We start from the raw sequence: 18,985 nt of genomic DNA on the forward strand, positions 1-18,985 counted from the left end.
CGTATCCCGATCCGATCGTGTCGAGCGCAGTCGAGACACCTCGCCTGTCGTTCGCGGCACGTCCCTCGACTTCGCTCGGGAAGAACGGGGCGGCGCATGACGGCTGACAGCCTCTGGACCTCTGCCGAAATCGCCGCCGCGACGAACGGCACTGCTTCGGGCGACTTCGCCGTCACCGGGGTCACGTTCGATTCGCGCGAAGTCGCTCCCGGCGATCTCTTCGTCGCGCTCTCGGGCGAGACGACCGACGGGCATCGTTTCCTGCCCCAGGCGTTCGGGCGCGGCGCGGCGGGCGCGCTCGTGAGCGCCGAATGCGACCAGCCGCATGTCCGCGTGGCCGACACGATGGCGGCGCTCGAGGATCTGGCGCGCGCGAGCCGCGCGCGGACGGCGGGCAAGGTGATCGGCGTGACCGGATCGGTCGGCAAGACCGGCACCAAGGAGGCGCTGTTCGCGGCGCTCGACCGTGCAGAGCCGGGGACCGCGCACCGCTCGGTCAAGAGCTACAACAACCACACCGGCGTCCCGCTGAGCCTTGCGCGGATGCCGCGCGACGCGCGCTTCGGCGTGTTCGAAATGGGGATGAACCATGCCGGCGAGCTGGCCGCGCTCACCCGCATCGTGCGCCCGCACGTGGCGCTCGTCACGACGATCGCGCCGGCGCATACCGAATTTTTCCGCGACGAGAGCGCGATCGCCGACGCCAAGGGCGAGATCTTCCAGGGGCTCGAGCCCGGCGGCACTGCGATCGTGCCGTTCGACAGCCCGCATCGCGACCGGCTGATCGCCGCGGCCAAGCCGCACGCGGAGCGGATCGTGACCTTCGGGCTGAATGAAGGCGCCGACGTGCGCGCGGTCGAGACGATGAAGACCCGCACCGGCGGCACCTTCATCACCGCGCGGCTGCCGGGCGGCGAGCTGAGCTTTACACTGGGGCAGCCGGGCAGCCACTGGGTGGCGAACGCCATGGCGGTGCTCGCCGCGGTGGACGCCGCCGGCGGCGATCTGGAGCTTGCCGGTCTGGCGCTGGCCGAACTGGGCGGCCTGCCGGGGCGCGGCGCACGCTTCCTCGCGGCGGTGGACGGCGGCGAGGCGCTGGTGATCGACGAGAGCTACAACGCCAATCCGGCTTCGATGCGCGCGACGCTGGCGGTGCTCGCCGAGGCGCAGGGCACGCGCAAGCTGGCGGTGCTGGGCGAGATGCGCGAGCTGGGCGCGGCGAGCGCCGACTATCATGCCGGGCTTGCCGAGCCGGTGCGCGCCGCAGGCGTCGGCTATGCGATTCTGGTGGGTGATGCGATGGCCGCGCTCGCGAAGGAACTTGAGGGCAGGGTCGAATTCGTCCATGTGGCCGATGCCGCGTCCGCGCGCGATCGCCTTGCGGCGGTTCTGGCGCCGGGGGATGCGGTTCTCGTCAAGGGATCGAACGCAATCGGGCTGGCGAACGTGGTGGCGGCGCTGGCGGGAAGGGCATAATGCTGTACTGGCTCGCCGACCTTCTGGGGTTCCCCGGCGTTCTCAACCTGTTCCGCTATCTGTCGTTCCGCACCGGCGCGGCCGTGGCGACGGCGCTGCTGATCGGCCTGATCATCGGCCCGCGCTTCATCGGCTGGCTGCGCGTGCGCCAGGGCAAGGGCCAGCCGATCCGCGACGACGGGCCGCAGAGCCATCTCGCCAAGCGCGGGACGCCGACGATGGGCGGGCTGATGATCCTCACCAGCCTGGTCGCGTCGATCCTGCTGTGGATGGACCTGTCGAACACCTTCGTCTGGGCATGTATGTTCGTGACGTTCGGCTTCGGGATGATCGGATTCCTCGACGATTACGACAAGGTGCGCAAACAGAAGACCGCGGGCGTTTCCGGCCGCGTGCGGCTGGCGGGCGAATTCCTGATCGCGGGCGTCGCGAGCTGGATCATCGTCCAGCAGAGCGGGACCGAGCTGTATCTGCCGTTCGTCAGCCAGCGGTTCGACCTCGGCTATTTCTACATCCCCTTCGCCGCGTTCACGATTGTGGCGTTCGGCAATGCGGTGAACCTGACCGACGGGCTCGACGGGCTGGCGACGATGCCGGTGATCATCGCGTCGATCGCGTTCATGATGATCGTCTATCTGGTCGGCCGTTCGGACTATGCGACCTATCTGGGCATTCCGCACGTCGCCGGCGCGGGCGATCTGGCGATCTTCTGCGGCGCGATGATCGGCGCGGGGCTGGCGTTCCTGTGGTTCAACGCGCCGCCGGCGGCGGTCTTCATGGGCGATACCGGCAGCCTGGCGCTGGGCGGCGCGCTGGGCGCGATCGCGGTGACCGCGCATCACGAGATCGTGCTGGGGATCATCGGCGGCCTGTTCGTCGTCGAGGCGATGTCGGTCATCATCCAGGTGTTCTTCTACAAGCGGACCGGCAGGCGCGTGTTCAAGATGGCGCCGATCCATCATCATTTCGAGCAGATGGGCTGGTCCGAGCCGACGGTGGTGATCCGGTTCTGGATCATCGCCTTCGTGCTGGCGCTCGCGGGACTTTCGACTCTCAAGCTGCGATGATCATATCCACCACCTGGAGCGGCAAACGCCATGCGGTGCTGGGGCTGGCACGCTCCGGGACGGCGACGGTGAGCGCGCTGCTGGCGAGCGGCGCCCGCGTGACCGCGTGGGACGGCGACGCGGCGCGGCGCGATCAACTCCTCCCCGGTACGGGGAGGGGGACCGCGCGCAGCGCGGTGGAGGGGGGTGGCGGCGACGCACACGCTCTCGATACGACCGAGTCTCGTGAGGCGCTCCCCCTCCACCATCCTTCGGATGGTCCCCCTCCCCGTACCGGGGAGGAATTGACGCTTGCCGATCCGCTCTCTCTCGATCTCACCGGCTATGCGGGCGTCGTCGTGTCTCCCGGCGTGCCGATCAACCGGCACCCGATCGCCGCGCACGCGCGCGCCGCAAACGTGCCGCTGATCGGCGACATCGAGCTGTTCGCCCAGGCGCGGCCTGAACTGCCGCCCCATCGGGTGGTCGGCATCACCGGCACCAACGGCAAGTCGACCACGACGGCGCTGATCCACCATATTCTCGATTCGGCAGGGATTCCGGCTCGGATGGGCGGCAACATCGGCCTGCCGATCCTGGCGCAGGACCCGCTGCCCGAGGGCGGAGTCTATGTGCTCGAGCTGTCGAGCTATCAGATCGACCTCACGCAAAGTCTCGATTGCGAGGTGGCGGTGCTGCTGAACATCACGCCCGACCATCTCGACCGCTACGATGGGTTCGAGAGCTATGCCGCGTCGAAGGCGCGGCTGTTCGCAATGCAGTCGGCCGGGCATGCCGCGGTGATCGGGATCGGCGACGCGGCCTCGGCGGCGATCGCGCGCGACCTGGCGACCTCCGGCCGATCCGAAGCGCTGACGAAGATCGCGCCCGGCGCGTGCATGGTGCAGGACTGGCCGGCGTTGCAGGGTCCGCACAATGCGCAGAACGCGCTCGCCGCGATCGCCGCGTGCGAGGCGCTTGGCGTGGCTCGCGAAGACATCGACGCGGGGCTGGCGAGCTTTCCGGGGCTGCCGCACCGGATGGAGCGCGTGGGGACGAAGCACGGCGTGCTGTGGGTGAACGACAGCAAGGCGACCAATCCCACGTCAACCGCGCCGGCATTGCAGGCGTTCGAGCGGATTCACTGGATCGTCGGCGGCCAGGCCAAGACCGACGAGCTGGAGGCGTGCCGCCCCGGCTTCGGCAATGTCGTGCGCGCCTATGCGATCGGCGAGGCGGCCGCGCTGTTCGAGACGCTGCTCGCTCCCGAAATGCCGGTGGTGCGTTGCGACACGCTCGACCGGGCGGTGCAGGCGGCCGCGGCCGCCGCCGTTCCGGGCGACACGGTGCTGCTCTCGCCGGCCTGCGCCTCGTTCGACCAGTTCCGCGACTATGAGGATCGCGGCGACGCATTCCGCAGGCTGATCGAGGCCATGGCATGAGCGCCGCGCGTCCCGATGGCCTGCGCGGCCGAGTCGCCAACCAGCTGGGGCGGACGAGCAAATCGCCCGCGGGCCTGTGGTTCTGGGAGATCGACCGCGTCCTGATCCTGCTCGCGCTGCTGCTGATGGCGATCGGGCTGGTCGCGGTGGCGGCGGCGTCGCCCGCGACCGCACGGCGCTATTCCGACGGCGCGGTGCAGGTGCCCGCGATGTATTATTTCTGGCGCCAGATCGCCTGGGTGGCGATGTCGGTGCCGGTGATGGTGGCGATTTCGATGTTCCCGGTGCGGATCGCGCGGCGCGGCGCCCTGATCGGAGCGGCGCTGTTCTTCGTGCTGCTGGCGCTCACGCCGTTCATCGGAGTCGAGGCGAACGGCGCGCGACGCTGGCTGGGGGTGGGCATCGCCGAGTTCCAGCCCTCGGAATTCCTGAAGCCGCTGTTCATCGTCGCGATCGCCTGGGTGCTGTCGCTGCGCGCGAAGGATCCGGGCCTTCCGGTGCTGTTCATCACCGGCGGGATGACGGCGCTGGTGGGCGCGTTCCTGATGATGCAGCCCGATTTCGGGCAGACGATCGTGTTCGGCGCGGTGTGGCTGATCCTGCTGATGATCGCGGGCTTCTCGCTCGCGTGGATCGGCGGGCTGATCGGGCTTGGACTGGCGGGCGTGGTTGCCGCCTATCTTTTCTACGACACCGCGCGCAACCGCATCAATTCCTTCTTCTTCCCCGACCCGAACGGCGCGCTGGGCGACCAGTATCAGACCAACATGGCCGAAGCGACGCTGACCGCGGGCGGGCTGACCGGCACCGGGCCGGGCGGCGGAACGGTGAAGTTCCGCCTGCCCGAGGCGCATACCGATTACATCTTCTCGGTGGTCGGCGAGGAATTCGGCCTCATCACCTGCGGCATCATCGCGATCCTCTATCTCGCGATCGTCGTGCGCGTGTTCATGAAGCTGCTCGACGAGGAGGATGTGTTCCGCCTGCTCGCCGCGGCGGGACTCGCGGCGCAGTTCGGCGTGCAGGCGGTGATCAACATGGCGGTCAACACGGGACTGGCGCCCTCCAAGGGGATGACGCTGCCGTTCATCAGCTATGGCGGGTCGTCGATGATCGCGCTGTCGCTGGGGATGGGACTGCTGCTCGCATTCACGCGGCGAAACCCGTATCTGACCCGCTCTGCTTATCTGGCGCGCGGGAGCGGCACATGAATCAGCCACGAAACTATGTCCTCGCAGCCGGCGGGACCGGGGGCCATATGGTGCCCGCCGCCGCGCTGGCGGCCGAGCTGCGCGAGCGCGGCCACCACGTCGCTCTGGTGAGCGACGATCGCGGCGTCCGCTTTCCCGGACTGTTCGACGACATCGAGACGCATGTGCTGCCCGCCGGGCGGCTGGGCGGGGGACCGCTCGGCTGGCTGAAGGCGGCGCGCAACGTGATGGCGGGGCGCTCGATGGCGCTGCAATTCTATCGCAGCTATCGCCCGTCGGCGGTGATCGGCTTCGGCGGCTATCCCGCGCTGCCCGCGCTGATGGCGGCGTTCCGCGCGGGGATACCGACGATCGTTCACGAGCAGAACGCAGTGCTCGGGCGCGTGAACCGCTTCGTCGCCGGCAAGGTGGACGCGATCGCCACTTCCTATGCCGAAGTCGACCGGATGAAGGACGGGTGGCGCGGCAAGACGCACCTCGTCGGCAATCCGGTGCGCGAGGCGGTGCTGGCGCTGCGCCAGCGCCCCTATCCGCTGCTCGAGGAGGACGGCATCTTCCGCGTGCTGGTGACCGGGGGCAGCCAGGGCGCCTCGATCCTGAGCCAGGTGGTGCCCGACGGCCTCGCGCTGCTGCCGGTGCATTTCCGCCGCCGCATGCAAGTGACTCATCAGGCGCGCGTCGAGGACATCGATCGGGTGCGCGCCAAATATGCCGAGCATGGCATTCCCGCCGAAGTCGCCACCTATCTGCCCGATCTGCCCGAGCATCTCGCCTGGGCGCATATCGTGATCGCGCGCGCCGGCGCCTCGACCCTCGCCGAGCTGACCGCCGCGGGTCGGCCGGCGATCCTCGTCCCGTTGCCCAGCGCCACCGACGACCATCAGACCGCCAACGCGCGCGAGATCAGCGATGCAGGCGGCGCGCGGACGATCCAGCAGAAGAATTTCACGCCGTCCGAACTCGCCAAGCAGATCCAGAAGCTCGGGCTCGACACGCAGGGGCTGGAGAATGCCGCGGCGCGTGCGCGCGGTTGCGGCCGGCCCGACGCCGCGCGCGACCTCGCCGATCTGGTGGAAAGCATCGACGCGCCGTGGGAATCGGCGGGCCTCGGAATCGCCCGGGCAAAGCCCCGGGCCGCGAACGGAAGGCTGGCGCCGGCATGAGGGGAGTCGCGACCGACATCGGCACGATCCACTTCGTGGGCATCGGCGGCATCGGCATGTCCGGCATCGCCGAGGTGATGCACAATCTGGGCTATCGGGTGCAGGGATCGGACATCGCCGAGAGCTATGTCGTCCAGGGCCTGAAGGCGCGCGGCATTCCGGTGATGATCGGCCATGCGCCGGACAATGTGGCCGATGCGGCGGTGGTCGTGATCTCCACTGCGATCCAGCGCGGCAATCCCGAAGTGGAGGCGGCGCTCGAACGGCGCATTCCCGTGGTCCGCCGCGCCGAGATGCTGGCCGAGCTGATGCGGCTGAAGTCCACCGTCGCGGTGGCCGGCACGCACGGCAAGACGACCACCACCAGCATGGTCGCTGCGCTGCTCGACGCGGGCGGAGTAGATCCCACCGTGATCAACGGCGGCATCATCAACAGCTATGGCTCGAACGCGCGGCTGGGCGCGAGCGACTGGATGGTCGTCGAAGCCGACGAAAGCGACGGCAGCTTCCTGCGGCTCGACGGCACGATCGCGGTCGTGACCAACATCGATCCCGAGCATCTCGACCATTATGGCAGTTTCGACCGCGTGAAGGACGCATTCGTCGAGTTCGTCGAGAATGTGCCTTTCTATGGCGCCGCGCTGCTCTGCCTCGACCACCCCGAAGTGCAGGCGATCATTCCGCGCGTGCGCGACCGGCGGATCGTGACCTATGGCTTCGCGGCGTCGGCCGACGTGCGCGGCGTGAACGTGACTCCGGTTTCCGGCGGCAATCGCTTCGACGTGGTGGTGCGCCAGCGCGACGGATCGACTCGCACGCTCGAAGGCGTCGAATTGCCGATGCCCGGGCGCCACAATGTTCAGAACGCGCTGGCGGCGATCGGCGTGGCGCTGGAGCTGGGTATCGCCGACGAGACGATCTGCAACGGCTTCGCGCAGTTCGGCGGCGTCAAGCGCCGGTTCACCAAGGTTGGTGAAATATCCCTCGACGGTGGATCGCCGGTCCAGGTGATCGACGATTACGGGCACCACCCGGTCGAGATACAGGCGGTGCTGGCGGCGGCGCGCGAAAGCGCCGAAGGGCGCGTGATCGCCGTGATGCAGCCGCACCGCTATTCGCGGCTCGGCAGTCTGATGGAAGAGTTCGCGCGCGGCTTCAACGACGCCGACATGGTGCTCGTCACTCCCGTCTATGCGGCGGGCGAGGAACCGGTCGAGGGCGTCGATTCGGCGGCGCTGGTCGAAACGATCAAGCTGCGCGGCCACCGCTCGGCAGCGACGGTGGAGGATCAGGCGGAGCTGGCGACGGCGCTCGCCGACGCGATCCGGCCCGGCGACAGGATCGTCTGCCTGGGCGCGGGAGACATTACGCGCTGGGCCGCCGAGCTGGCCCCGGCGATCGAGGAGCGAATGGCGGAAGCGGAGGCACGGGCATGAGCGACTGGTTCTCGACCGCAGTGGAGATGCAGCGCGAAATTCTGCGCGCGCAGCAGGCGCAGATGAAAGCCGCGCAGAAGATGGTCGACACGAGCGCGCAGGCGCATCGCGACGCGACCCAGCAGATGCTCGACGCCGGAAAGCAGATGGAAGCGATGCAGCAGGCCGGCCGCAAGGCGGTGGAGGCGAATCTCGACGCATGGAAGGCCTGGGCGAGCTTCTGGGGGTGGAAGTGAGCGCATTGCCGCATACCGCTGCCGAGGCCCGGGCCGGGGTGGCGATTCCCGAGGTGCAGGGCAGCGTCGAGCCGAACGGCAGCCTCGCCGACTTCATCTGGTTCCGCACCGGCGGGCCCGCCGAGTGGCTGGTGCGCCCCGACAGCGTCGACGCGCTGGCCGATTTCCTTGCCGCGTTGCCGGCGGAGGTGCCGGTGCTGCCGGTAGGCGTCGGATCGAACCTGATCGTTCGCGACGGCGGCGTGCCGGGCGTGGTGATCCGGCTGCCCAAGGCGATGGCCAAGCTCCAGGTCGAGCCGGGCAACCGCATCCGCGTCGGCGCGGCGGCGATGGGGATCACCGTGGCCAGCGCGGCGCGCGACGCGGGAATCGCGGGACTCGAGTTCCTGCGCGGCATTCCCGGCACGGTGGGCGGCGCGGTGCGGATGAACGCGGGTGCCTATGGTCGCGACGTTTCGGACATATTGGTCGAGGCGATGGTCGTCACGCGCGACGGCTATATCCAGAGCTGGCCCGCCGAGAAGCTCGCCTATACCTATCGCCATTCGGCGCTGCCGGAGGGCGCGGTGGTGGTCGGCGCGCTGTTCGAAGGCGTTCCGGGCGACCCGGCGACGATCGGCGCCGAGATGGACCGCATCGCCGCCGAGCGCGAGGCGAGCCAGCCGCTGCGCAGCCGCACCGGCGGATCGACCTTCAAGAACCCCGACGGCGCCAAGGCATGGGAGCTGATCGACAAGGCCGGCTGCCGCGGGCTTCGCAGGGGCGATGCGCAGGTGAGCGAGAAGCACACCAATTTCCTGCTCAATCTGGGCGACGCCACCAGCGCCGACATCGAGGCGCTGGGCGAGGAAGTCCGCGCGAAAGTGAAGGCGGCGAGCGGCGTCGAGCTCGAATGGGAAATCCAGCGCGTGGGAGTGGCGAAGTGAGCTGCAACCGTCGCTCCCGCGAAGGTGGGAGCCTATCTCTGGTTGAGGCTTCGCACCGACCGACACCGCGGGCGGGCGATGTGCCGCCGACGGTGGTCCGCGACGAAGCAGCCATGGGCCCCTGCCTGCGCAGGGGCGACGGGTTGGGCTTACAGAATCCCGACGGGTACAAGGCCTGGGAGCCGATTGACCGGGCCGGACGCCGCGGCCTGCGCAGGGGCGACGGGTTGGGCTTAGAGAATCCCGACGGGTACAAGGCTTGGGAGCCGATTGACCGGGCCGGACGCCGCGGCCTGCGCAGGGGCGCCGCGCAGGTGAGCGAGAAGCACATGAATTTCCCGCTCAACCTGGGCGCGGCGACGAGCGGTATCGCGCTCGAAGGGGAAATCCGGCGCGCCCGGGTGGCCGTACGCCGCAACCGTCGCTCCCGCGAAGGCGGGAGCCTATCTCTGGTTGGATTGCCCCGCCGGTCGACACAGGGCGCGGGCGATGTGCCGCCGATGGTGGTCCGCGACGAAGCAGCCATGGGCCCCTGCCTGCGCAGGGGCGACGGGTTGGGCTTAGAGAATCCCGGCGGGTACAAGGCTTGGGAGCCGATTGGCTGGGCCGGACGCCGCGGCCTGCGCAGGGGCGCCGCGCAGGTGAGCGAGAAGCACATGAATTTCCTGCGCAACGTGAGCGCGGCGACGAGCGGTATCGCGCTCGAAGGGGAAATCCGGCGCGCCCGGGTGGCCGTACGCCGCAACCGTCGCTCCCGCGAAGGTGGGAGCCTATCTCTGGTTGAGGCTTCGCACCGACCGACACTGGGCGGGGGCGACCTGCCGCCGGCGGTGGTCCGCGACGAAACCGCCATGGGCCCCTGCCTGCGCAGGGGCGACGAGGAATTGTGGTGACAGAGTTTGCTCCCCTTCACATCGCCGTGCTGATGGGCGGCTGGTCGGCCGAGCGCGAGGTTTCGCTGATGTCGGGCACGGGCATCGCCGATGCGCTCGAATCGCTCGGGCATCGCGTGACGCGGATCGACATGGGGCGCGACGTCGCGGTGAAGCTCAGCGAGGCGCGGCCCGATCTGGTGTTCAACGCGCTCCACGGCACCCCCGGCGAGGACGGCACGGTGCAGGGCATGCTCGACCTGATGGGGCTGAAATACACCCATTCGGGGCTCGTCACGTCGGTGATCGCGATCGACAAGCAGCTCACCAAACAGGCGCTGGTGCCGCATGGCATCCCGATGCCCGGCGGGCGCATCGTGCGCACCGAAACGCTGTACGAGCGCGATCCGCTGCCGCGACCCTATGTGCTCAAGCCGGTCAACGAAGGATCGTCGGTGGGCGTTGCGATTGTCACCGACGAAGGCAATATGGGCAATCCGATCGCGCACGACGCGCGCGGCCCCTGGCAGGAGTTCGACGAGCTGCTCGCCGAACCGTTCATCCGCGGGCGCGAACTGACCAGCGCCGTGCTCGGCACCGACGCGCTGGGCGTGACCGAGCTCAAGCCCAAGAGCGGCTTCTACGATTATGACGCGAAATATACCGACGGGCTGACCGAGCACGTCTTTCCGGCGGAAATCCCCGACGAGATCGCCGACGCCTGCATGCGGATCGCACGCGAGGCGCACCGGCTGCTCGGCTGCAAGGGAACGTCGCGTTCCGATTTCCGCTGGGACGACAGCCAGGGAATCGACGGGCTGTTCCTGCTGGAAGTGAACACCCAGCCGGGGATGACTCCGCTCAGCCTGGTGCCCGAGCAGGCGCGGCATTGCGGCATCGACTATGCCGCGCTGGTCCAGCGGATCGTGGAGGAGGCGCTGCAGTGAGCCGCCGTCCGGCCCGACGCACGAACACGCGGCGCAAGCCGGCCACCAAGCGGCGGCCGCAGGCGAAGCGAAAGGCACGCAAGCCGAGCATGCTCGACCAGGCGATCGCCGCGCTGCCGCTCAGCGAAGCGGCGCTGCGGCGGGTGGCCACGGCGGGCATCGTCGGCGTGGTGCTGGCGGTGGCGCTGGGCATCGCGACCTGGTTCGGACTGCCGCAGCGCGCAGGCGTGGCGACGGCCGAGGCAGTGGGGCGCGCGGGCTTCCGGGTCGCGCAGATCCAAGTGACCGGGCTCGACCGGATGGATCGGATGGCGGTCTATGCCCAGGCGCTCGACCAGGAGAGCCGGGCGATGCCGCTCGTCGACTTGGAGGGCGTGCGCGAGCGGCTGATCCGCTTTCCCTGGATCGCGGATGCACGCGTGTCGCGGCGGCTACCCGATACGCTGATGATCCATGTCGTCGAGCGCGAGCCGGCGGCGATCTGGCAGCAGAACCAGCAGCTGATGCTGATCGACGCGAGCGGCGAGCTGCTCGAGCCGGTGCGGCGCGAGGCGATGCCCGATCTGCCGCTGCTGATCGGCGAGGGCGCGAACGAGAAGGAAGCGGCGCGCGAGCGGCTGATGATGGCGGCGCCGGCGCTCAAGCCGATGGTGCGCGCATCGCGCTGGATCGGCAACCGGCGCTGGGACCTGTTGTTCGACACCGGCGAGCGGCTGCAGCTTCCCGAAGGCGAATCGGCGGCGGCGACCGCGCTGGCGAAATTCGCCGAGCTCGACCGCGACCAGCGGCTGCTGGGCCGCGGCTATATCAGTTTCGACATGCGCGACCCGTCGAAGCTGGTGCTGCGGCGGCAGGGCTCGGAAACCACGGCGCCCGGCGCGGGCGTGACGACGACCTCGTAACGGGCAGGACAGGGGCAGGGACATGGCGAAGGCGGCACCCGAAGGACTGATCACCGCACTCGACGTCGGCTCGTCGAAAGTGTCGGCGCTGATCGCGCAGAAGGCCGAGGGCGGCGAGCTGATTGTGCTCGGCACCGGCCAGCGCGAGAGCAAGGGCGTGAAGCGCGGCTATGTCGCCGACATGCACGCCACCGAAATCGCGATCCGCGAAGCGGTGGAGCAGGCCGAGCGCATCGCCGGCACCAACATCGAGGACGTGTGGGTCAGCTTCTCGGCGGGCGGGCTGATCTCGGACATCGTCAAGCTCGAAGTCGATCTGGGCGGACACCGCGTCGAACAGGGCGACATCGACGCGCTGTTGCGCGCCGGCCGCGACGCGATCGACCCGATGGGGCGGATGGTGCTCCATGCCCAGCCGACCCGCTATACGCTGGACGGGCTGGCGGGGGTGAAGCGGCCGCTGGGGCTGCACGCCGACCGGCTGGGAGTCGACGTGCATGTGGTGGCGACCGAGGGTTCGCCGGTGCGCAACCTCGACCTGTGCGTCCGCTCGGCGCACCTGAACGTGCAGTCGATCATCGCCGCGCCGGTCGCCACCGGCCTGGCGACGCTGAGCGAAGAGGAGCGCGAGCTGGGCGTGGCGCTGGTCGAGATCGGCGCGGCCGTGACCAATGTCTCGGTGTTTCAGGGCGGGGTGCTGACCGGACTCGCTTCGATCGCGATGGGATCGGCCGACATCACCGACGACGTCGCCTCGGCGTTCGGCACCGGCCGCGCCTGGGCCGAGCGGGCGAAATGCTATCACGGCTCGGCCAATATGAGCCCGCGCGACAATCACGACATGATCGACGTGGCCCCCGCCAATGCCGAGGACGGCGCCGAATCGTCGCGGATCACCAAGGCGCAGCTGATCGCCGTCGTCCGCCAGCGGCTCGACCGGCTGATGCAGGAAATCCAGAAGGAGCTGCGCAAGCTCAAGTTCGAGGATCCGGTGGGGCGCCAGATCGTGCTCACCGGCGGCGGCGCCGAGCTGAAGGGGATCGCCGATTACGCGCAGCAGGCGCTGGGAAGTGCGGTGCGCGTCGGACGGCCGAAGGGCTTGGTGGCGCTGCCCGACGCGCATGCAGGACCGGCGTTCGCCACGCTCGCAGGGCTCGCGAAATACGCCGCGTCCGACCCGGTCGATCTGCGCGCGCTCCAGCCCGCGCACCAGCTGGTGACGCGGGCGAGCCCGCGTGCGATGCTGGCTCGGCTGATGGCGGCATTCCGGGCGAACTATTAAAGAATTGCGACGATATTCCGTGTTTGCACTAGAGTCGGCGGAATCGTTCGTGCAGAAGGCGTTTGAACCGCGTTCCGGGGTGCAGCGAACGCGACAGGAGACCAGGCGATGAGTATCGAATTCCTTCCGCCCGAAGTGGACGAGCTGACGCCCAAGATCACCGTCATCGGTGTGGGCGGCGCGGGCGGCAACGCGATCGCGAACATGATCCGCGCCGATGTGCAGGGCGTGGAGTTCCTGGTCGCGAACACCGACGCGCAGGCGCTCAAGCTCAGCGAGGCGGGGCACCGCATCCAGCTGGGTGCCAAGATCACCCAGGGCCTCGGCGCCGGATCGCGGCCCGAGATCGGCCGCGCCGCGGCCGAGGAGACGATCGAGCAGGTGCAGAAGGCGCTCGAGGGCGCACATATGTGCTTCCTCGCGGCGGGCATGGGCGGCGGCACCGGCACCGGCGCCGCACCGGTGATCGCCAAGGCCGCGCGCGACATGGGCATCCTGACCGTCGGCGTCGTCACCAAGCCGTTCGCCTTCGAGGGCAAGCGCCGGGCGAATTCGGCCGAGGCGGGCATCGAGGAGCTGCAGAAGTACGTCGATACGCTGATCGTCATTCCCAACCAGAATCTCTTCCTGATCGCGAACGCCAACACGACGTTCAAGGAAGCGTTCGAAATGGCGGACGAAGTGCTGCAGCAGGGCGTGCGCGGCATCACCGACCTGATGGTCATGCCGGGCCTCATCAACCTCGACTTCGCCGACGTGCGCGCGGTGATGCAGGAGATGGGCAAGGCGATGATGGGCACCGGCGAGGCCGAAGGCGACGCCCGCGCGATCGAGGCGGCGCAGAAGGCGATCGCCAACCCGCTGCTCGACGGCGTGAGCATGAACGGCGCCAAGGGCGTGATCGTTTCGATCACCGGCGGCGAGGACATGCGCCTGCTCGAAGTCGACGAAGCGGCGAACCACATCCGCGAACTGGTCGATCCCGACGCCAACATCATCTGGGGTTCGGCGTTCAATCCCGAGCTGGAAGGCAAGATCCGCGTTTCGGTCGTCGCGACCGGCATCGAGGCCGGCGAGGGCACCGAAAGCGCGGCACCGGCGCCGAGCGCCGCCGAACAGCCGCGCGTCTTCTCGTTCGGCACGCCGCGCCGTTCGGCCGAGCCGGGTTTCTCGCAGCCGCAGATGGCGCCCGAGCAGGCCGGACAGAGCGAGCAGCCGGAGACGCAGGAGCGCCAGGCTGCACCGGCCCCGGCCGTGCCCGAGGAATATTCGCCGCCGCAGGCCGCGGCCGAGCCCGAAGCGCCTTCCGCGCCGGCCGATGCCGACGATGGCGAGTCCGACGAGCTGATCCTCGGCAGCGACGCGGCCGTGCCCGAACAGCCGGCACCGACGCCGCAGCAGCCTGCACCGCAGCCGAGTGCCGAACGTGCGCCTCCGGGCGACTTCGGCAGCCGCCGCCGCTGGCTCACCGACGGCGATGGCGAGGAAGAAGCGGCGCCTGCGCCGGCATCGGCGCCCGCGCAGCGCGGGGGCCGCGCCAAGACCGGCGGGACCTTGTTCGAGCGCATGGCCTCGGCCTCGCGCGGGGGCGGCAAGCAGGACGAGGACGATGCGGACAAGGATCCGCTGGATATTCCGCGCTTCCTGCATCGCCAGAACAACCAGTAAGGGCTTCGTCGCCGTTGCGGCTCGGCTGACCGAGCGCAGCGGCGGCGCCGCTTGCCCACGGGCGGCGGCGCACCCTAGCCTGGAATCACGCATGAGACGGATTCGCCTTTTCTCCGCGAGTGGGCTTGCGCTGGCGCTCGCGGTGCCCGGCGTGAGCGCGCCTGCGCGTGCGCAGGAAGTCGTCATGCCGCCGACTCCGAACGCCGATCGCCTGGCCCAGGAGATTCGCGTCCTCACCGAAGATCCGCAGGACCTGCGCGCGCTGCTTTCGGCCGGCGCACTGAGCGTCCGGCTGAACGATCCTGCCGCCGCGCTGGCCTTTTTCGCGCGCGCCGAGGCAGTCGAGCCGAACGATCCACGAATCCTCGCGGGCCGTGCCGCGGCGCTGGCGCTGCTGCAGCGGCCGGGCGAGGCACTGCACCTGTTTGCCCGGGCAGAGGCGGCGGGAGTGCCGCCCGTGCGTTTCGCGCGCGATCGGGGCTTCGCCTATGATCTCCTCGGCGCCCAGGCGCTGGCGCAGCGCGATTACCGGCTGGCGCTCGAGCAGGAGCCCGACGACGAGACGATCCGGCGGCTCGCGCTGTCGCTCGGTATTTCGGGAGAAGCCGAGGAGGCGATGGCGCTGCTCGATCCGTTGCTGCGGCGGAGCGACGGCGCGGCCTGGCGCGCGCGCGCCTTCGTCATGGCGATGAACGGCGATGTCGCCGGCGCCGAGCGGATCGCCGAGAATGTGCTCCCGGGCAATATGGGGCTGGCGCTGACGCCCTTCTTCCGCCGGCTGGCCGAACTCGGCCCCGCCGATCGCGCGTTCGCTGTCCACTTCGGCGAGATTTCGGCGACTCCGGAGCGGCTGGCCGATGCGCAGCTGGCGCCCCCGCTGCCGCGCGTGGCCGCTGCGCCGCCCGCCACTTTCGCGCAGGCCGGGCCACAGCCGGCTCCGGCCGCGCGATCCGATCGCAACAGCCGCCGTCGCGCCCGCGAGGCGGCGCGGCAGCAGCGGCGGCAGCAACAACAGAGTGCGCCTCGGGGTTCGGCGGTGCGCGTGGCGCCAGCGCCCAGTCCGGCGCCTGCCCCTGCACCAACCCCTGCCGCTCCGCCCGAACCCGTGCCTGCGCAGACAGCCGCCCCGACGCCTGCACCGGCACCGGCCCCCGCACCCGTGCGGGCGGTGGCCGAGGAGCCCGCGACTCCGGCCGCGGCAATGCCCGAGCGAGAAGCGCCCGTCACCGGAGCGGCGAGGCAACAGCCCGCATCTCCGCCGGCCGCGACGCCGACACCCACACCCACACCCACACCCACACTCACACCCACACCGGCCGCCACGCCGCGCGCCGAGCGCCCGGCGGCGCGTCCGGCCGCGCGCCCCGATCCGCGGGTCGAGGAGCCGGCGCGCTACTGGGTGCAGGTGGCCGGCGGCGCCGATGAATCGGCGCTGCCCTTCACCTGGCGGCGGCTGGTGCGGGAGGCGCCCGAAGCATTTCGCGGAATGCAGGCGTGGACCACGCCGCTGCGCGCGACTAACCGGCTGCTCGTCGGCCCCTTCGCCAATGCGCGCGAGGCACAGGCGTTCGTCAATCAGCTGGCGGCCGAGCAGATCGACGCCTTCACTTTCCAGAGCGAGGCGGGCCAGCGCATCCGCCGCCTTCCGACCCGGTGAGTCCGCGCGCGCCCTGGGCGTGCGATCCCCACGCCAGCCGCGGCCGTCTTTACGAAGAACAGACCGGGACCACGCGCGGCCCGCGCGACGCGTTCCAGCGCGATCGCGACCGGATCGTCCATTCGATCAGCTTCCGCCGGCTGCGCCACAAGACCCAGGTATTCATGGCGCCCGACGGCGACCATTTCCGCGTGCGGCTGACGCACAGCCTCGAAGTCGCGCAGATCGGCCGCACGATCGCACGCGCGCTGGGGCTGAACGAGGATCTCACCGAGGCGCTGTGCCTGGCGCACGACATCGGCCATCCGCCGTTCGGCCATGCCGGCGAGCGCGCGCTGAAGAACGCGCTGGAGGGGCGCGGGGGGTTCGACCACAATGGCCATACGCTGCGCGCGCTGATGTGCCTCGAAAATCCCTATCCGCTGTGGGACGGGCTGAACCTCAGCTGGGAGACGCTGGAGGGACTGGCCAAGCACAATGGGCCGGTGCGCCATCCCGGCTGGGCACTGGCGGCGGCGGACGCGGCGTTCCCGCTCGATCTGGGCAGCTATTCGTCGCTGGAGGCGCAGGTCGCGGCGCTCGCCGACGACATCGCCTATGACAATCACGACATCGACGACGGGCTGCGCGCGGGGCTGCTGACGCTCGACCAGTTGCTCGAACAGCCGATGGTCGCCGAGGCGTGGCGCGGCGTGGAGGCGCGCTTCCCCGGCGTCGATCGCAAGCGGCTGCTGCGCGAGCTGGTGCGCGCGCAGATCGGCATGATGGTGAACGACCTGCTCGAAACCACGCGGGGGAAGATCGCGGCGTCGGGCGTCGAGAGCGAGGCGGATGTGCGCGCGGCGGGCGAGTGCCTGGTCTGTTTCTCGCCGGGGATGCGCGACGGCGAGCGCGCGCTCAAACGCTTCATGTACGCCAATCTCTATCATCACCCGCACCAGCTCACCGCGGCCGATCATGCCGAGCGGATTATCGCCGGGCTGTTCGCCGCCTATGCCGCCGATCCGGGGCTGATGCCCGATGGCTGGGACGCGCAGCTGCCCGCCGAGGAGCCCTGGCGCAGCCGCCACATCGCCGATTTCATCGCAGGGATGACCGATCGCTATGCCGTCGCGCGCTATTGCGAGGCGGTCGGTCCCATCGACCTGCCCGAGGGATTTTAGGCCGAAGCGCCCGCGGCACGCGCCGAACCGGGCCGCTGACACACTTCTGCGACAGCTGCTTCCTATTTTGGGGGCCAGCCACCCGAGGAGGTGCCGCGTGTCCGACGTCAGTATCGCGCTCAATCGCTTCGGCCTCGGCGGCCGCGCGGGCGACGCGCCGCCGCAGGCGCCGAAGCGCTGGCTGCTCGACCAGTTCGGGGCGTTCGAGGCGCGCCCAGTTGCGCTCGCGCAGCTGCCGAGCACCGCCGCGATCGCCGCCGATCTTGCCCATTATCTCACCGACGTGCGGATGCAGCGCCGCGAGATGCGCCGCGCCGCGCCGGAGACGATGGCCGATCCCGATCCCGATGCCGCGCCGATGCGCGACCCCGCGCAGCAGGCGCGCGCCTTCGCGCGGCGGCAGGGGCGCGAGGTCTATTCGGCGGCGGTCGGCGCGCGCGCCGCGGCGGCGCTCGATACGCCCGCGCCGTTCGTCGAGCGGTTGGTGCATTTCTGGGCGAACCATTTCGCCGTGTCCGCCGACAAGCTCACCGTCACCGGACTGGTTGGAGCGTTCGAGTTCGACGCGATTCGCCCCCATGTGCTGGGGCGCTTCGCCGATATGCTCCAAGCGGTCGAACGGCACCCCGCGATGCTGCTCTATCTGGACCAGGCGCAGTCGGTGGGGCCGGACAGCGTCGCGGGAAAGCTCGTGCGCCGCCGCCGGCCCGATCGTGCGCTCGGCCTCAACGAAAATCTCGCGCGCGAAATCCTCGAGCTGCACACGTTGGGGGTGCGCACCGGCTACGACCAGAACGACGTCACGGAGTTCGCGCGCGCGCTCACCGGGTGGACGGTCGCGGGGCTGGGCAACGGGCCGGGCGCACGGCTCGCCGGAGTGGGCGACGCGCCGGGCAGCTTCGTCTTCGCCGAGCGGCTGCACGAACCGGGCACGCGCACGATCCTCGGCCGCGCCTATGCGCAGGAGGCGGGCGAGGGGCAGGCCGCTGCGGTGCTCGACAGCCTCGCGCTCCATCCCGCCACCGCGCGCCACGTCGCGACCAAGCTCGCGCGACATTTCGCCGGCGACGAGCCGCCCGCATCGCTCGTCGCGAAGCTTGAGGCTGCATTTCTCCGCACCGGCGGCGACCTGCCGAGCCTCTATCGCGTGCTCGTCGAGGCGCCCGAATGCTGGGTGGCGGCACCGGTGAAGTTCCGCACGCCCTGGGAATGGTCGCTCGCGGCATTTCGCGCGCTCGGCACGCGCGAAGTGCCGACGCAGGGCGTGACGAACCTCGTCAACCAGCTCGGTCAGCCGATCTGGCGGCCCGGATCGCCCGCGGGATACGACGATATCGCCGCGAGCTGGGCCGGACCCGACGCGCTGATGCGCCGGGTGGAGGCCGCCGAACGGATGGCGCAGCGCACGCGCAATCTTGTCGATGCGCGTGCGCGCGCCGCCGAGCTGTTCCCCGATGCGCTGAGCGAGGGAACGGCGCAGGCGATCGCGCGTGCGGAAAGCCCGGGGCAGGGGCTGGCGCTGCTGCTGGTCGCCCCCGAATTCCTGCGGAGATGATGC

General features: G+C 69.9%; 16 protein-coding genes. All 16 read left to right on the forward strand.

The window, feature by feature from the left end:
• Positions 1-96 precede the first annotated feature (96 nt).
• Entirely contained in the window at positions 97-1,476 is a 1,380-nt protein-coding gene (locus H7V21_RS00460) for a UDP-N-acetylmuramoyl-tripeptide--D-alanyl-D-alanine ligase (protein ID WP_188054701.1), read from the forward strand.
• Positions 1,476-2,543, forward strand: coding sequence for a phospho-N-acetylmuramoyl-pentapeptide-transferase (gene mraY, locus H7V21_RS00465; protein WP_188054702.1), 1,068 nt, complete (start codon positions 1,476-1,478; stop codon positions 2,541-2,543). Before H7V21_RS00460 ends, mraY begins: the two co-directional genes overlap by 1 nt.
• On the forward strand, positions 2,540-3,964 hold the full coding sequence (murD, locus tag H7V21_RS00470) for a UDP-N-acetylmuramoyl-L-alanine--D-glutamate ligase (protein ID WP_188054703.1): 1,425 nt from the start codon (positions 2,540-2,542) through the stop codon (positions 3,962-3,964). Before mraY ends, murD begins: the two co-directional genes overlap by 4 nt.
• Positions 3,961-5,175, forward strand: a complete 1,215-nt coding sequence (locus H7V21_RS00475) for an FtsW/RodA/SpoVE family cell cycle protein (protein WP_188054704.1) — start codon at positions 3,961-3,963, stop codon at positions 5,173-5,175. The genes murD and H7V21_RS00475 overlap by 4 nt, the downstream gene beginning before the upstream one ends.
• Positions 5,172-6,338: an undecaprenyldiphospho-muramoylpentapeptide beta-N-acetylglucosaminyltransferase gene (gene murG, locus H7V21_RS00480; RefSeq protein WP_188054705.1), complete on the forward strand. Its 1,167-nt coding sequence runs from the start codon at positions 5,172-5,174 to the stop codon at positions 6,336-6,338. The genes H7V21_RS00475 and murG overlap by 4 nt, the downstream gene beginning before the upstream one ends.
• On the forward strand, positions 6,335-7,774 hold the full coding sequence (gene murC / locus H7V21_RS00485) for a UDP-N-acetylmuramate--L-alanine ligase (protein ID WP_188054706.1): 1,440 nt from the start codon (positions 6,335-6,337) through the stop codon (positions 7,772-7,774). Before murG ends, murC begins: the two co-directional genes overlap by 4 nt.
• Complete coding sequence (locus tag H7V21_RS00490) at positions 7,771-8,010, forward strand: hypothetical protein (protein WP_188054707.1); 240 nt, start codon at positions 7,771-7,773, stop codon at positions 8,008-8,010. Before murC ends, H7V21_RS00490 begins: the two co-directional genes overlap by 4 nt.
• Positions 7,974-8,936, forward strand: a complete 963-nt coding sequence (murB, locus tag H7V21_RS00495; protein WP_188054708.1) for a UDP-N-acetylmuramate dehydrogenase — start codon at positions 7,974-7,976, stop codon at positions 8,934-8,936. The genes H7V21_RS00490 and murB overlap by 37 nt, the downstream gene beginning before the upstream one ends.
• A 92-nt stretch (positions 8,937-9,028) precedes the next feature.
• Positions 9,029-9,829 (forward strand): hypothetical protein, encoded by an 801-nt coding sequence (locus H7V21_RS15995; protein ID WP_262503935.1) that lies wholly within the window; start codon positions 9,029-9,031, stop codon positions 9,827-9,829.
• A gap of 32 nt (positions 9,830-9,861) precedes the next feature.
• Positions 9,862-10,755: a D-alanine--D-alanine ligase gene (locus H7V21_RS00505; RefSeq protein ID WP_262504115.1), complete on the forward strand. Its 894-nt coding sequence runs from the start codon at positions 9,862-9,864 to the stop codon at positions 10,753-10,755.
• The gene (locus H7V21_RS00510) at positions 10,752-11,657 is read left to right on the forward strand and encodes a cell division protein FtsQ/DivIB (RefSeq protein WP_188054710.1); all 906 of its coding nucleotides are present in this window, start codon (positions 10,752-10,754) and stop codon (positions 11,655-11,657) included. The genes H7V21_RS00505 and H7V21_RS00510 overlap by 4 nt, the downstream gene beginning before the upstream one ends.
• A gap of 22 nt (positions 11,658-11,679) precedes the next feature.
• Positions 11,680-12,939, forward strand: coding sequence for a cell division protein FtsA (gene ftsA / locus H7V21_RS00515; RefSeq protein ID WP_188054711.1), 1,260 nt, complete (start codon positions 11,680-11,682; stop codon positions 12,937-12,939).
• A 108-nt stretch (positions 12,940-13,047) separates the two neighbouring features.
• Positions 13,048-14,607: a cell division protein FtsZ gene (gene ftsZ, locus H7V21_RS00520; protein ID WP_188054712.1), complete on the forward strand. Its 1,560-nt coding sequence runs from the start codon at positions 13,048-13,050 to the stop codon at positions 14,605-14,607.
• A gap of 91 nt (positions 14,608-14,698) precedes the next feature.
• Entirely contained in the window at positions 14,699-16,264 is a 1,566-nt protein-coding gene (locus H7V21_RS00525) for an SPOR domain-containing protein (protein ID WP_188054713.1), read from the forward strand.
• Positions 16,261-17,427 carry a deoxyguanosinetriphosphate triphosphohydrolase gene (locus H7V21_RS00530; RefSeq protein WP_188054714.1) on the forward strand — a complete coding sequence of 389 codons (1,167 nt, stop codon included), beginning with the start codon at positions 16,261-16,263 and terminating at the stop codon, positions 17,425-17,427. The genes H7V21_RS00525 and H7V21_RS00530 overlap by 4 nt, the downstream gene beginning before the upstream one ends.
• Before the next feature lie 97 nt (positions 17,428-17,524).
• Complete coding sequence (locus H7V21_RS00535; protein ID WP_188054715.1) at positions 17,525-18,982, forward strand: DUF1800 family protein; 1,458 nt, start codon at positions 17,525-17,527, stop codon at positions 18,980-18,982.
• Positions 18,983-18,985: the final 3 nt, after the last annotated feature.

This window comes from Sphingosinithalassobacter sp. CS137 (assembly GCF_014334115.1).
Lineage (GTDB): Bacteria > Pseudomonadota > Alphaproteobacteria > Sphingomonadales > Sphingomonadaceae > Sphingomonas.